This window comes from Sphingobium sp. D43FB, from assembly GCF_002312805.1.
GTDB lineage: Bacteria > Pseudomonadota > Alphaproteobacteria > Sphingomonadales > Sphingomonadaceae > Sphingobium.
The window spans coordinates 68,676-81,130 of the sequence record NZ_NMUA01000016.1; the positions used below are offsets into that span (position 1 = coordinate 68,676).

The 12,455-nt window shown below is 65.1% G+C and carries 12 protein-coding genes; 6 read left to right on the forward strand and 6 right to left on the reverse strand.

The features are described 5' to 3' along the window. Positions 1 to 97: 97 nt before the first annotated feature. On the reverse strand, positions 98 to 1,561 hold the full coding sequence (locus SxD43FB_RS14570; RefSeq protein ID WP_096062817.1) for an NAD-dependent succinate-semialdehyde dehydrogenase: 1,464 nt from the start codon (positions 1,559 to 1,561) through the stop codon (positions 98 to 100). Then, the gene (locus SxD43FB_RS14575; protein WP_096062818.1) at positions 1,558 to 2,415 is read right to left on the reverse strand and encodes a GNAT family N-acetyltransferase; all 858 of its coding nucleotides are present in this window, start codon (positions 2,413 to 2,415) and stop codon (positions 1,558 to 1,560) included. The genes SxD43FB_RS14570 and SxD43FB_RS14575 overlap by 4 nt, the downstream gene beginning before the upstream one ends. Before the next feature lie 219 nt (positions 2,416 to 2,634). Between SxD43FB_RS14575 and SxD43FB_RS14580 the strand changes: the two genes are divergently transcribed. The 4 genes from SxD43FB_RS14580 to SxD43FB_RS14595 all read left to right on the forward strand — a co-directional run bounded on the left by SxD43FB_RS14580 (position 2,635) and on the right by SxD43FB_RS14595 (position 8,715). After that, positions 2,635 to 4,107 carry an aldehyde dehydrogenase family protein gene (locus SxD43FB_RS14580; RefSeq protein WP_096062850.1) on the forward strand — a complete coding sequence of 491 codons (1,473 nt, stop codon included), beginning with the start codon at positions 2,635 to 2,637 and terminating at the stop codon, positions 4,105 to 4,107. 61 nt (positions 4,108 to 4,168) lie between these two features. After that, the gene (locus SxD43FB_RS14585) at positions 4,169 to 4,555 is read left to right on the forward strand and encodes a DUF393 domain-containing protein (protein WP_096062819.1); all 387 of its coding nucleotides are present in this window, start codon (positions 4,169 to 4,171) and stop codon (positions 4,553 to 4,555) included. Next, complete coding sequence (locus tag SxD43FB_RS14590; protein WP_096062820.1) at positions 4,552 to 5,868, forward strand: AarF/ABC1/UbiB kinase family protein; 1,317 nt, start codon at positions 4,552 to 4,554, stop codon at positions 5,866 to 5,868. Before SxD43FB_RS14585 ends, SxD43FB_RS14590 begins: the two co-directional genes overlap by 4 nt. 90 nt (positions 5,869 to 5,958) lie before the next feature. Beyond that, entirely contained in the window at positions 5,959 to 8,715 is a 2,757-nt protein-coding gene (locus tag SxD43FB_RS14595; RefSeq protein ID WP_096062821.1) for a response regulator, read from the forward strand. A 4-nt stretch (positions 8,716 to 8,719) separates the two neighbouring features. On the opposite strand, the gene SxD43FB_RS14600 is transcribed toward SxD43FB_RS14595, so the two are convergent. Further along, entirely contained in the window at positions 8,720 to 9,307 is a 588-nt protein-coding gene (locus tag SxD43FB_RS14600) for a PAS domain-containing protein (RefSeq protein ID WP_202807671.1), read from the reverse strand. A gap of 135 nt (positions 9,308 to 9,442) precedes the next feature. On the opposite strand from SxD43FB_RS14600, the gene folE reads away from it, so the two are divergent. After that, positions 9,443 to 10,054, forward strand: coding sequence for a GTP cyclohydrolase I FolE (gene folE / locus SxD43FB_RS14605; protein ID WP_037476828.1), 612 nt, complete (start codon positions 9,443 to 9,445; stop codon positions 10,052 to 10,054). A 4-nt stretch (positions 10,055 to 10,058) separates the two neighbouring features. Continuing rightward, positions 10,059 to 11,033 carry an FAD-dependent oxidoreductase gene (locus SxD43FB_RS14610; RefSeq protein ID WP_096062822.1) on the forward strand — a complete coding sequence of 325 codons (975 nt, stop codon included), beginning with the start codon at positions 10,059 to 10,061 and terminating at the stop codon, positions 11,031 to 11,033. Here the strand turns inward: SxD43FB_RS14610 and SxD43FB_RS14615 are convergent. The 3 genes from SxD43FB_RS14615 to SxD43FB_RS14625 are packed head-to-tail and all read right to left on the reverse strand — an operon-like array spanning position 11,030 to position 12,450. Further along, complete coding sequence (locus tag SxD43FB_RS14615) at positions 11,030 to 11,464, reverse strand: DUF3429 domain-containing protein (RefSeq protein ID WP_255245743.1); 435 nt, start codon at positions 11,462 to 11,464, stop codon at positions 11,030 to 11,032. The two genes, SxD43FB_RS14610 and SxD43FB_RS14615, sit on opposite strands and share 4 nt — an antisense overlap. Before the next feature lie 43 nt (positions 11,465 to 11,507). Beyond that, on the reverse strand, positions 11,508 to 12,239 hold the full coding sequence (locus SxD43FB_RS14620; RefSeq protein ID WP_096062824.1) for an SDR family NAD(P)-dependent oxidoreductase: 732 nt from the start codon (positions 12,237 to 12,239) through the stop codon (positions 11,508 to 11,510). A gap of 55 nt (positions 12,240 to 12,294) precedes the next feature. Continuing rightward, complete coding sequence (locus tag SxD43FB_RS14625; protein WP_096062851.1) at positions 12,295 to 12,450, reverse strand: DUF2256 domain-containing protein; 156 nt, start codon at positions 12,448 to 12,450, stop codon at positions 12,295 to 12,297. Positions 12,451 to 12,455 lie beyond the last annotated feature (5 nt).

Sequence of the window (12,455 nt, forward strand, 5' to 3'; positions counted from 1 at the left end):
ACTCCCGTTCGGGCTGAGCCTGTCGAAGCCCTGTTCTGTCTTGAAATGAAGTGCGGCCCTTCGACAGGCTCAGGGCGAACGGAATTTTTAGGTATGGTTACAGTTTCAACCCGCCGATATGGAATGCCTTGGTCTCGAGATATTCCTCGATTCCCACACGCCCGCCTTCACGGCCCAGGCCCGACATCTTGACCCCGCCAAAGGGCGCAACCTCCATCGCGATCGACCCGCTGTTGAGCGCGACCATGCCCGCTTCCAGCCGCTCCGCCACGCGAAAGGCACGGTGCAGATTTTCGGTGTAGAAATAGCTCGCCAGGCCATAGCTGGTCGCATTGGCCAATTCGATGCCTTCCTCTTCATGGGTGAAGCGGAAAAGCGGCGCGACCGGGCCGAACGTCTCTTCCTCCGCCAGTCGCATGTCCCGCGTCGCGCCGGTCAGCACCACCGGGCGGGCAAAGCGCTCACCCGTCGCGCCTTCGGGCGCCTGCGCAAACAAGGTCGCGCCCTGCGCCAGTGCATCTTCGACATGCGCCTTCACCTTGGCGGCGGCGGCGGCGTTGATCAACGGCCCGATCGTGCTGCCCGGATGGTCGCCCGGCGCAACGGTCAGCGCGGACACGGCCTTGGCCAGCTTCTCGGCAAACTGGTCATATACCGCGTCCTGCACCAATATCCGGTTGGCGCAGACACAGGTCTGCCCGGCATTACGGAACTTGCTGACCATGGTGCTGGCGACGGCCAGGTCGATGTCGGCATCGTCGAACACGATCAGCGGCGCATTGCCGCCCAGCTCGAAGCTCACCCGCTTGATCGTATCCGCGCATTGCCGCATCAGCAACGCACCCACGCGGGTCGATCCGGTGAAGGATAATTTGCGCACCACGGGACTGGCGGTCAGCGCACCGCCGATCGCCGTCGGCATCCCGGTGACGATGTTGAACACGCCCGCCGGAAAGCCCGCTTCCTCCGCCAGCTTCGCCATGGCCAGCGCGCTATAGGGGGTCAGTTCGGAAGGCTTGACCACCACCGGACACCCCGCCGCCAGCGCAGGCGCGCATTTGCGCGTGATCATCGCGGACGGGAAATTCCACGGCGTGATCGCGGCCGACACCCCGACCGGCTCCTTCATCACCAAGATGCGGCGATTGGCTTCGGGGGCGGGGATCATGCCGCCTTCGACCCGACGCGCTTCCTCTGCAAACCATTTGATGAAGCTCGCCGCATAGCGAATTTCGCCCTCGGCCTCCGCCACTGGCTTACCCTGTTCGGCGGTCATGATCCGGCCAAGATCCGCGACATTCTCCAGCACCAACGCATGCCAGCGCTCCAGCACGGCAGCGCGATCGCCCGCCGTCCGCGCCTTCCACGCCGGGAAAGTCGCTTCTGCTGCGTCGATCGCCGCCTGCGTATCCGCCTCGCCGCAATCCGGCACAGTGCCGATGATCGCGCCGGTCGCGGGATTGTCGACAGGTACGGTAGCGCCGGAGGCAGCCCCGACCCACGCGCCGCCAATATAGGCGCGTTCGACGAAAAGAGCGGGGTTGTTGAGCGAGAGGGTCATCCGAGCGCCTGTGTCGTGAGGGAAAAGACTTGGACGGCTGCGTCCGTCTGCGGCAACGGCCCGCGCACCATGCGCATGACCCGGCCGACGCAGGGCAGGCCCAACTCGTCCAGCCATCCGCCCAGCCCGCTTTCTTCCGGTATGTCGAGCCGACAGAAAGTGCCGCTGTTCGACCCCAGCCAATGCGAGATCAACGCCTTCGCCCCGCCGACATCGGGCGCGATGGTCGGGCCCACCACATAGCCACGCCCGAACCGGCGAAACAGTGCGAAGCCGACCGGCTCGTTGCTGCGCGTCAGCACCACGCCCTGCGCGCCCGGCACCAGTGCGTCGAGCAGCGCATCGCGGTTCATGCCCGTGGCCCGGCGCGCCAGGTCATGCAGCGACGGCATATCCTTTGCGCCCAACGGCCGCACCCGCTCGTCGGGGATCAGTTCAGCAACGGGCACAGAAAAAGCCGCGCCCTGATGCTGAAACACCGGGCCGATGCTCTCAAAACCCAGCTTGCGATAAAGCGGCGCGCCTTCGTCGGTAGCGTTCAGCAATATGGTGCGATCGCCCAGATCGGCCATCACCGCTTCCATCAACCGGCGGCCCAGCCCCATGCCCTGCGCAGCGGGCGAGACGATGACCATGCCCAGCGTCGCGGCATCCAGGCCATAGAGCCACGCCATGGCCGTGCCGATCACGTGGCCGTCGCGCTCCGCGACATAGCCGAGGCCAAGGCTCAGCAGCATCTCCCAATCTTCGATCCGGTGCGGCCATTTCTGTTCGCTGGACAAGGCATGGCCAGCGGCCAGATCATCCACGGTCATGCGCCGCAGGTCCACCATCGCCTCTATGCCTGTCGCCATGCGTCTTGCTCCATTGGCGGGAAAGGGGTGCCCGCCTGTCTTGGTCGGAATCATCGGATTCCCATTGTCGGCGCGACCATAAATGCCGCGTTCAAGCATTGGCTGCTGCCTTCGCCCCGATTTTGGAAGATTATCGCGCAGATTTTCCTGCGCAACTGCAACACATGCCGCGCGCGATCCATATTCTGTTCGCCAGCCCGCCGAGAGGAAAGCCGCGCCATGGACATTTTCAACCCCGACCTAATTGCCTTGCCGCAGGGGAGCAATTTCATCGGCGGGCGGCGTGTCATCGGGCGCGGGCCGGCCATTCCGGTGCGGCGCCCCTCCGACGCGCGGATCTATGCCGATCTCGACAGCGTGGACGAGGCGCAACTGGGCCAGGCGGTCGAGGATGCCCAGCGCGCTTACAAGAGCAGCGGCTGGGCGCAGACCGACCCGCGCGGGCGGATGCGCGTGCTGCGTCGCTGGGCCGACTTGATCGAGGCCGACATGGAGACGCTCGCCCCACTCGAAGCGCTCGGCTCGACCCGGATGATCCACGAAATCCGCGCCTGGGATGTGACCTATACGGCTGAAACGGTGCGCTTCTTTGCCGAATGGGCCGACAAGGTCGGCGGCGAGGTGGCGGGGACCACGCCCGACAAGCTCGGCCTCACCATATACGAACCCTATGGCGTCGTCGCGGCGATCGCGCCGTGGAATCTGCCGCTAGTCATGGCTGCCTGGAAAATCGCGCCTGCCATCGCGGCGGGGAACAGCATCGTCCTCAAACCTTCGGAAATGACACCGTTCAGCATCGTGCGCCTCGCCGAGCTGGCAATCGAAGCGGGCTTGCCTGCGGGCATCTTCAACATCGTGCAGGGTGACGGCCGCTCGGTCGGCGATCCGCTGGTGCGCCGCCCTGAAGTCGCCAAGGTCACCTTCACCGGATCGACCGCGACCGGCGCGGCGATCATGACCGCCTGTGCCCAGACCGGGCCAAAGCCGGTCACGTTGGAGCTGGGCGGCAAAAGCCCGCAGATCATCTTCGCCGACGCCGCGCTCGACAAGGCGGCGGCGATCGTCGCGCGGGCGATCACGCTCAATGCGGGCCAGGTCTGTGTCGCCGGTTCCCGCCTGCTGGTGCAGGCGAGTGTCGCCGATCAAGTCATCGACCGGATCGTCACGGCTTTTGCTGCGCACAAAATGGGGCCGACCTGGGCCAGCGACAGCACGCTTGGTCCCATCATTTCGGAAGGCCAGCTCGACCGGATCGATGGCATCGTCCAGCGCGCCGTGGCCGCGGGCGCGCAAGTCCTGACCGGCGGCGGTCGCGCCGCAGCGCCGCAGGATGGCAGCTATTTCCAACCCACTTTGCTGCAAAATGCTGCGCAGCATAGCGAGGCGGTGCAGGGCGAGATTTTCGGCCCCGTGCTGACCGTCCAGACCTTTGCCGACGATGCTGAGGCCTATGCGCTGGCCAATGACAGCGCCTATGGCCTGGCCGCTGGCGTGCATACCACCGATGTCGCGCGCGCGCTGCGCGCCACCCGTGCGCTGGAAGCCGGAACCATCTGGGTCAACCGCTATGGCCGCAGCAACGACTTCATCCTGCCCACCGGCGGCTATAAGCAATCGGGCATCGGCAAGGATCTGGGGCGAGAGGCCTATCTCGCCAATCTCAAGACCAAGGTGGCGTTGATCGAGTTCTGACGCCGGGGCGTGCCCGAAAGACCATGTCGCGCCAAGGGCTTGGGCGTGGGAAGCGCGCCATATGAACACAGTCCTCCCCCACGATGATCGTGCCGCCGCTGGTGACGCTCGCGTGACGGTGTGGTATGATGGCGCATGTCCCTTATGCCGCCGCGAAATTGACCTGATGCGCCGATTGGACCGGCGCGGCCGGTTGCATTTCATCGATGTGGCCCGTGCCGACGCCACCTGCCCGATCGACCGTGCCGCCCTGCTGGCGCGCTTCCACGCCTGCGAAGATGGCCGCATGCTGGAGGGCGCAGCCGCCTTTGCCGCCATGTGGCGCGCCATTCCGCTGCTCCGTCCCTTCGGCCTGCTCGCGCGCTATCGCCCCGTCCTGGCGCTGCTCGACGGGCTTTACACCTGTTTCCTGCGCTGGCGACCGGCGCTGCAAAGGCGGCTACGATGAGCGATCGCTATCGCAAAGTGCCCTCCGCCCGGCTGTCGCGCTTCGCCGCCTTCGGTCAGATGGCGGGCGGCGTCGCATCGGGCATGGTGGCGGAGGGCGCACGGCGGCTGGCGCGCGGGGAACGGCCGCAAATGCGCGACCTGTTGCTCACGCCCGGCAATGCGCAGCGCGTGACCGAACAATTGTCGCGCCTGCGCGGCGCGGCGATGAAGCTGGGGCAGATGATCTCGCTGGACGCGGGCGACATGCTGCCACCCGAACTGACGGCCATCCTCGCCAAGTTGCGCGACAATGCCCACCATATGCCGCCAGCCCAATTGCAAAAGGTACTGGCCACGCAATGGGGCCAGGACTGGCGGCGGCGTTTTGCCCATTTCGAAGCCAGCCCGATCGCGGCCGCCTCGATCGGCCAGGTCCATCGCGCCCGCCTGCCCGACGGCCGTGTGGTCGCGGTGAAGGTGCAATATCCCGGCATCGCCGACAGTATCGACGCCGATGTCGACAATGTCGCTACCCTGCTGCGCCTGTCCGGTCTGCTGCCCGCGGCACTCGACATCGCGCCGCTGCTGGGTGAGGCGAAGATCCAGCTACATGAAGAGGCCGACTATCTGCGCGAAGCGCGGCAGATGCAGCTCTATGCCGATCGGCTGGCCGACGACCCCCGCTTCCTGGTGCCCCGTCCGCTGGACGATTGGACCACGGACCAGGTGTTGGTGATGGATTATATCGCAGCGGATTCGATCGACACGCTCGCTGACGCATCGCAGGAAGTGCGCGACCGGTCGATGGCTGCGCTGCTTGATCTGGTGCTGCACGAACTCTTCGTCTTCGGCCATATGCAGACCGACCCCAATTTCGCCAATTATCGCTGGCGGCCCGAAAGCGGGGAGATCGTGCTGCTGGATTTCGGGGCCGCGCGCCCGGTGCCGCCCGAAACGAGCAACGCCTATCGCACGCTGTTGCGGGCTGGCCTGACGGGCGACAGGGATGGCCTGCGCGCGGCGCTCATCGATGTGGGATTCGTGTCGTCCGCCCTTGTCATCCGGCATGGCGCGGCGCTCGACGCCATGATCGACACCATCATTGCCCATGTGCTGCGCCCCGGCCTATTCGATTTCGCCGATCGCAGCTTCGTCGCGCGCCTGCGCGAGCAGGCGACGCCCGTCGTGGCGGATACGGCCAGCTGGCACCTGCCGCCGGTCGAAACCATGTTCGTCCAGCGCAAGGTCAGCGGCACCGCGCTGCTCGCCGTCCGCATGCAGGCGCGCCTGCCGCTGGTCGATATGGTCGCTGGCATGGTGGCGAAGGACTAGCGGCCGATTTTGGGACATGGCGGCCCACGGTTCGGCGCAAATTCCGTGACATGAGTTGACACATTCCCGTCATCGCGGCAGCGCCGGACGATGACCATCCGCGAGACTCGCAGCATCGCCCTGACGCCCGAATGGGACGGCTTCATCGGTCAGCAGATCGACAAGGGCGTCTATGCCGATGCGGACGCCATGCTGATCGCCGGGTTGCAGGCATTGCGCGATGGCACGCAGGCGGCCCATCCGGTTCTGCCGGGCTGGCCCTTTGGCGGTGGCGAATGTGGCGCCATCGTCCGCCGCTTCAACTGGTCTTCGACCGCGCTGGGGGCGATTGCCACATGGTCGGTCGAATTGCGCGCGACGGTCGGCAATATCGTCAATTCGCCGGTGGCCAAGGTGCTGATGTGGGGCCCCAACCATGTCATGATCTATAATGACGCCTATGCCCAGATCGCAGGCGCAAACCACCCCGCCGCGCTTGGCGGGACGGTGCGCGGCGTCTGGCCAGAAATCTGGGACTTCAACCAGCGGGTGCTGGAAGCCGGGCTTAAAGGCGAAAACCTATCTTATCTGGAACAACCCTTGGTTCTCAACCGGGGTGGCGTGTCGCAAACCGTCATTTTCGACTTGTTCTACACGCCTGTCTTTAACGGCGACGGCACGGTCGGCGGGGTGATGTGTACCTGTATCGACAATAGCGTCCGCGCCAAGTTCGAAGCCGACCTGTCGCTCAGTAACAGCCGCTTCCGCATGGCGATGCAGGCGGTGCATGGCGTATTATGGAGCAACAGCGCCGATGGGCGGATGGTCGGCGAACAACCCGGCTGGGCCGCACTGACCGGCCAATCCTATGACGAGTATCAGGATTTCGGCTGGGCCAATGCCGTCCATCCCGAAGACCAGGCCGACAGCATCCGCAGCTGGAACGAAGCCGTCGCTGCCAAGCGCATGTATGTCCATGAACACCGCGTGCGCCGCCATGACGGCATGTGGCGCGTCTGCGCCATCCGCGCCCTGCCGATCCTCAGCGACGCGGGCGAGATCATGGAATGGGTCGGCGTCCACACTGACATCACCCACCAGCGCGCAGCCGAAGCCGCCTTGCGCGAACAGGCCGACATGCTGGCGCGGCAGGTGCGCCATCGCGAACGCGCCGAAGACCAGCTGCGCCAACTCAACGAAACGCTCGAAGCGCGCGTGATCGCGGAAATCGATGAACGGCGGCGGACGGAAGCCAAGCTCGCCCAGGCGCAGAAGATGGAGACGATCGGCAAGCTGACCGGTGGCGTCGCCCATGACTTCAACAATCTGCTGCAGATCATATCGGGCAATCTGCAATTGCTGGCCAAGGATGTGGCGGACAATCCGCGCGTCGAAAAGCGGGTCAACAATGCGATGGCCGGCGTCTCGCGCGGCGCCAAACTCGCCAGCCAATTGCTCGCCTTCGGGCGGCGGCAGGCGCTCGAACCGCGCGTCGTCAATGCGACCCGTTTCGTGCGCGGGATGGACGATATGCTGCGCCGGGCGATCGGCGAGGGCGTGGAAATCGAAACCGTCGTGGGCGGCGGCTTGTGGAACACCTTTATCGATCCGGCCCAGTTCGAAAATGCGCTGCTGAACCTCGCCATCAACGCGCGCGACGCGATGGACGGGCAGGGGCGCTTGACCATTGAACTTGGCAATGCCCATCTCGACGCCGACTATGCCCGCGTGCATGATGAAGTGACGCCCGGCCAATATGTCATGCTGGCGGTGTCGGACACCGGCTCCGGCATGGACGCCGACATTCTCGCCAAGGTGTTTGAACCCTTCTTCTCGACCAAGGGCGAAGGCAAGGGGTCGGGCCTTGGCCTCTCCATGGTCTATGGCTTCGTCAAACAGTCGGGCGGCCATGTGAAAATCTATTCCGAAGTCGGCGAAGGCACGACCGTCCGTCTCTATCTGCCCCGCTCGATCGAAAGCGAAGATGCCGAGGTCCAGATGGACAGCGGCCCGATCAGCGGCGGCACCGAAACCGTGCTGGTGGTCGAGGATGACGAGGAAGTCCGCGCGACCGTGGTCGAGGTGCTGACCGACCTTGGCTACAACGTCCTCAAAGCGCCCGACGCGGCGGCTGGCCTCATCGTCATCGAAAGCGGCATGCCGATCGACATATTGTTCACCGATGTCGTGATGCCCGGCCCGCTCAAAAGCCCCGAACTCGCGCGCAAGGCGCGCGAACGGCTGCCCAATCTCGCCGTCCTCTTCACATCGGGCTATACCGAAAATTCCATCGTCCATGGCGGCAAGCTGGACGCCGGGGTCGAACTGCTCTCCAAACCCTATACCCGCGAAGCGCTGGCGCGGCGCTTGCGGCATGTCCTCGATAACCAACGGCAACGCAACGCCATTGCGCAGCAGCCCGGCGACACCCCCGCGGCACGGATCGGCGCGACGGTGCTACTTGTCGATGACGACGCTTTGATCCGGCAACATGCCGCCGAAATCCTCAAAAATGCCGGATGCCTGGTAATCGAGGCGGGCAGCACCGAAGACGCGATGATGGCGCTGCAGACCGCGCCGGTGGACGTGCTGGTGACCGACCTGCACTTGCCCGGCGCGTCCGGCGTGGCGCTCGCCGAAGCGGCCCGCGCTCAACGCGGCACGATCGCCATTCTCTTTGCCACCGGCGATGGGCAACTCGCCGCGCGCGACGCCCTGCCCGGCGACATGGTGCTGAACAAACCCTATGACGCCGTCCAACTGATCGAGGCTGTCCAGGCCGCGATGCGCGCGCATGACCTGCGTCCCGATCCCGAAGCGCTGATCCCGCCCGCGCCCCAACTCACGCGGGAAGTAGAGAAGGACTGACCGCTTAGTAGCCCGCTTCCACCGCCAGGCGGATGGCGTCGGCGCTGGTCGTTACGCCCAGCGCCTTGAGCAGCGCGGCCTTGTGCATCTTGACCGTCCGCTCCGACAGGGTGAGCGCATAGGCGATCTGCTTGTTGAGCTTGCCCGTCGCCATCAGCATCAACACTTCGCGCTGCCGCACGGACAGGCGCGAAATCTGCGCATGGGCCTGGGCGCGGCGGGCGACGATACCGATCGTCGGGTCCATCACCTCGACCTGCGACCCCAGAAAATATTCCAGCACGCCTTCCTCGTCGAAGATCGGCGCGACCAGCACGGCATTGCGAAACGGCGTGCCGTTCTTCTTGTAATTCAATATTTCCACCAGCGCGGGCCGTTGCTGGCGGATCGCCGTGCGCAATGTCTCGGTCAACCAGGGCTCCGTGTCCGCCCCCGACAGAAAGCGGCAATTATGCCCGACTATTTCATCACGGCTGAACCCTGTAAGTTCCATGAATGCCGCATTGCATTCGATGATGGGATTGTCGGGCAGGCGCGGATTGCTGATGACTGTCGCGACCGGACTGTTGGCGATCATTTCTACTAAGGACATGCGTAATCTTAATCCCGTAAACGGCTGATGCACCATGCCCGGTTGGACATGTTGTGGCACTACCCCCCTTAGCGGCATTGTTAACCAGACGCAGCGGCACGAAGGTCGTGGCAATGACGGATCGAGGGGTGCCCGATGAACTTCATGTTGCATGATCATGACGCGTTTGACGAGTCCGACACGCAAATCATCCCCGATACGGTGCTGGAGGCGGTGCGCACCCTGTTACGCTGGTCGGGCGACGACCCGGACCGCGAAGGCCTGGTCGATACCCCCAAGCGGGTCGCCCGCGCCTGGCAGGAATATTGCAGCGGCTATCAGGAAAATCCCGCCCTGCACCTCGACCGCACGTTCGAGGATGTCGGCGGCTATGATGAAATCGTGCTGCTGAAGGATATTCCCTTTCATTCGCATTGCGAACATCATCTGGCCCCCATCACCGGCAAGGCGTCGATCGCCTATCTGCCGCGCAACCGGGTCGTGGGCATATCGAAACTCGCCCGCGTGCTGCATGGCTATGCCCGCCGCCTGCAGGTGCAGGAACGGCTGACCGCCGATGTCGCCCAGTGCATATGGGATCATCTGCAACCCCATGGCGTCGCCGTGGTGATAGAGGCGCAGCATGGCTGCATGACCGGGCGTGGCGTGCGGACGCCGGGCGTCTCCATGGTAACGAGCCGCCTGCTCGGCTGCTTCTTGACCGATGTCGGCAGCCGTAAGGAATTGCTGGCGCTGATGGGATATTGAACTGATGCGGGTCGCAGTAATTGGTGCTGGCATGGCGGGGCTATCCTGCGCCGATGCCTTGCGGGAAGAAGGCCATGAGCCCGCCCTGTTCGACAAGGCGCGCGGGCCGGGCGGGCGCATGTCCACCCGCCGCTGCGACAGCCCGCTCGGCACGATCGCCTTCGACCATGGCGCGTCGCACTTCACCGCGCGCGGCGCGGCGTTCCGCCAATTGGTGAGCGAATGGCAGGCGCAGGGCGTTGTCGCGCCCTGGCCCGTCGCCGGGCGCGATGCCTGGGTCGGCACGCCGGGCATGAATGCGCCGATCAAGGCGATGGCCGAACGGCATCCCGTCACCTGGAATTGCCCGATTGCGGGCGTCACCCATGATGGCCGCCATTGGTGGTGCCGGGGTCAGGACAGATCCTTTGGTCCGTTCGACGCCGTCGTCATCGCCGTGCCAGTCGAACAGGCATTGCCGCTCATATCGCTCCATGATTTTCAGATGGCCCGGCTCGCCATGACGGTCGGCTCGCAACCCTGCTGGGCGGGCATGTTCGCCTTTGCCGAACCGCTCGACATCGGCCCCGACATGATCCGCCATATCGGCCCGATCGGCTGGGCCGTCCGCAACAGCGCAAAGCCGGGCCGGGCCGGCCCGGAAGCCTGGGTGGTGCAGGGATCGGCGGATTGGTCTGCGACGCATCTGGAGGAGGATGCCGACCGGATCGCTACCCTGCTGCTCGACGGTTTGGCCCATGCCACTGGCCTCACCCTGCCGACGCCGGTGGTCCGCATGGCGCATCGCTGGCGCTATGCGACGCCTTCGGGCTGTTTCGCCAACGCGCTTTGGAACCCTGCGCTGCAAATCGGCATGTGCGGCGATTGGCTGGCGCATGGCTTTGTCGAACAGGCCTGGCAGTCGGGCAGGGCGCTGGCCGGGGAAATGCTGGGCCTGGCGCAGGATGATGGCGCAATGGGCGTCGCCCGGCGCGGCTAAAGCACCCCTGCGAACAGTGTCATCCCGCCCAGTCCCAGCGACAAATGCCAGCGCAGTTGCAGCCACCCGCCAAAGCCTTCCCGCCCGCGCACGATCAGGCGATCGACCATAGGCGAGGCGATCAGCGCCACCGCCAGGACCATCAACGACGGTCGCGGCCAATCCCACCCCAGCATCCAGGGCAGATAGGTGGCAAGCGCGATCAGGCTCGGCATCACCGCCGCTACGAATATCCAGCGCGGCGGCTGCGCGATCGCCAGGCCCAACCCCCACCACACGCCGCCCAGAAAGGAAAAGATGAAGGCGGCATAGCCATAGGATACCGCCATCGCTGTCCAGTATAGCTCCGGCCCGCCTGTCAGCATGGTGCCGATGGCGGCAATCTGCGGCAACAGCCCGCTATAACCGAGCAGCCGGGCGGACCCGTCCATCCTATCCTTTGCCTCACGCATTCGCCGTCTTCCTCTCGATCCGTCAGAATGGAATGACCGCCCCATCCCAGCCATAGCAATGGCCCGACGCCTCCGGTCCCAAACCGTCGATCACGGACAGCAAGTGCCGGGCCGATAGCTCCGGCGGAAACAGCTTCTCCGGCGCGACATTGCGCTGAAAAGGTTGCGACAATCCGCTATCCACCGTGCCCGGATGCAGCGTGACGGCAATGGCCTCCGGGTTGATCCGCGCCAGTTCGATCGCGATGTTGCGGACGATCATGTTGAGCGCAGCCTTCGACGCGCGATAGGCGTGCCATCCGCCCAGCCGATTGTCGCTGATCGACCCGACCCGCGCCGACAATGCGGCAAAGACCAGTCGGCCCTGACGCGGCGGCCGCACCAGCATATGTTTGGCGATCAGCGCTGGGCCAGTCGCATTGACCGCGAACAGCCGCGCATAGGCGTCACCGCTCTGGTCACGCAGCGATTTTTCGGGCCGCAGATCGTCCCCATGCAACAGGCCGGTAGCGACGATGATGATCCGGGGCGGGGCATCGTCCATGGCCCGCGCCGCCGCTGCGATCGAGGCTTCATCCTCCAGGTCGAACGTAAAGGGCCGTATCTTCGCGCCCTGCGCCACCGGGCCGCGCCCACCCGCATGGACCAGCGAAATCGCGTCGCTCGCCGCGAGCTGCGCCGCCAACGCCGCGCCGATGCCGCCGCTCGCGCCGAATATGCAGGCTGCAACCGGGGAAGGAAATAGGTCCGTCATCTGTACGCGCCTGCAAGGCGCAGCGCACACAGGCCAGATGGCCGATCGGGCATCATCAGCTCTTGCGCCTTAAGTCGCCCTTGCACCGCTCCGAACAGGTCTTCACCTCGTCCCAATCGCGCGCCCATTTCTTGCGCCAGGCAAAGGGCCGCCCGCACGCCGCACAGATTTTCTCCGGCAGGGTCGATTTGGTATAGCGCTTGTCGGTCATCAGCG

What these genes read in the sequence shown, in the direction of transcription:
- SxD43FB_RS14620 (WP_096062824.1), bottom strand. Translation starts at nt 12,239, where the DNA reads ATGACGGACCTATTTCCTTCCCCGGTTGCAGCCTGCATATTCGGCGCG.
- SxD43FB_RS14625 (WP_096062851.1), bottom strand. Translation starts at nt 12,450, where the DNA reads ATGACCGACAAGCGCTATACCAAATCGACCCTGCCGGAGAAAATCTGT.
- folE (WP_037476828.1), top strand. Translation starts at nt 9,443, where the DNA reads ATGAACTTCATGTTGCATGATCATGACGCGTTTGACGAGTCCGACACG.
- SxD43FB_RS14610 (WP_096062822.1), top strand. Translation starts at nt 10,059, where the DNA reads ATGCGGGTCGCAGTAATTGGTGCTGGCATGGCGGGGCTATCCTGCGCC.
- SxD43FB_RS14570 (WP_096062817.1), bottom strand. Translation starts at nt 1,561, where the DNA reads ATGACCCTCTCGCTCAACAACCCCGCTCTTTTCGTCGAACGCGCCTAT.
- SxD43FB_RS14615 (WP_255245743.1), bottom strand. Translation starts at nt 11,464, where the DNA reads ATGGACGGGTCCGCCCGGCTGCTCGGTTATAGCGGGCTGTTGCCGCAG.
- SxD43FB_RS14595 (WP_096062821.1), top strand. Translation starts at nt 5,959, where the DNA reads ATGACCATCCGCGAGACTCGCAGCATCGCCCTGACGCCCGAATGGGAC.
- SxD43FB_RS14600 (WP_202807671.1), bottom strand. Translation starts at nt 9,307, where the DNA reads ATGTCCTTAGTAGAAATGATCGCCAACAGTCCGGTCGCGACAGTCATC.
- SxD43FB_RS14590 (WP_096062820.1), top strand. Translation starts at nt 4,552, where the DNA reads ATGAGCGATCGCTATCGCAAAGTGCCCTCCGCCCGGCTGTCGCGCTTC.
- SxD43FB_RS14575 (WP_096062818.1), bottom strand. Translation starts at nt 2,415, where the DNA reads ATGGCGACAGGCATAGAGGCGATGGTGGACCTGCGGCGCATGACCGTG.
- SxD43FB_RS14580 (WP_096062850.1), top strand. Translation starts at nt 2,635, where the DNA reads ATGGACATTTTCAACCCCGACCTAATTGCCTTGCCGCAGGGGAGCAAT.
- SxD43FB_RS14585 (WP_096062819.1), top strand. Translation starts at nt 4,169, where the DNA reads ATGAACACAGTCCTCCCCCACGATGATCGTGCCGCCGCTGGTGACGCT.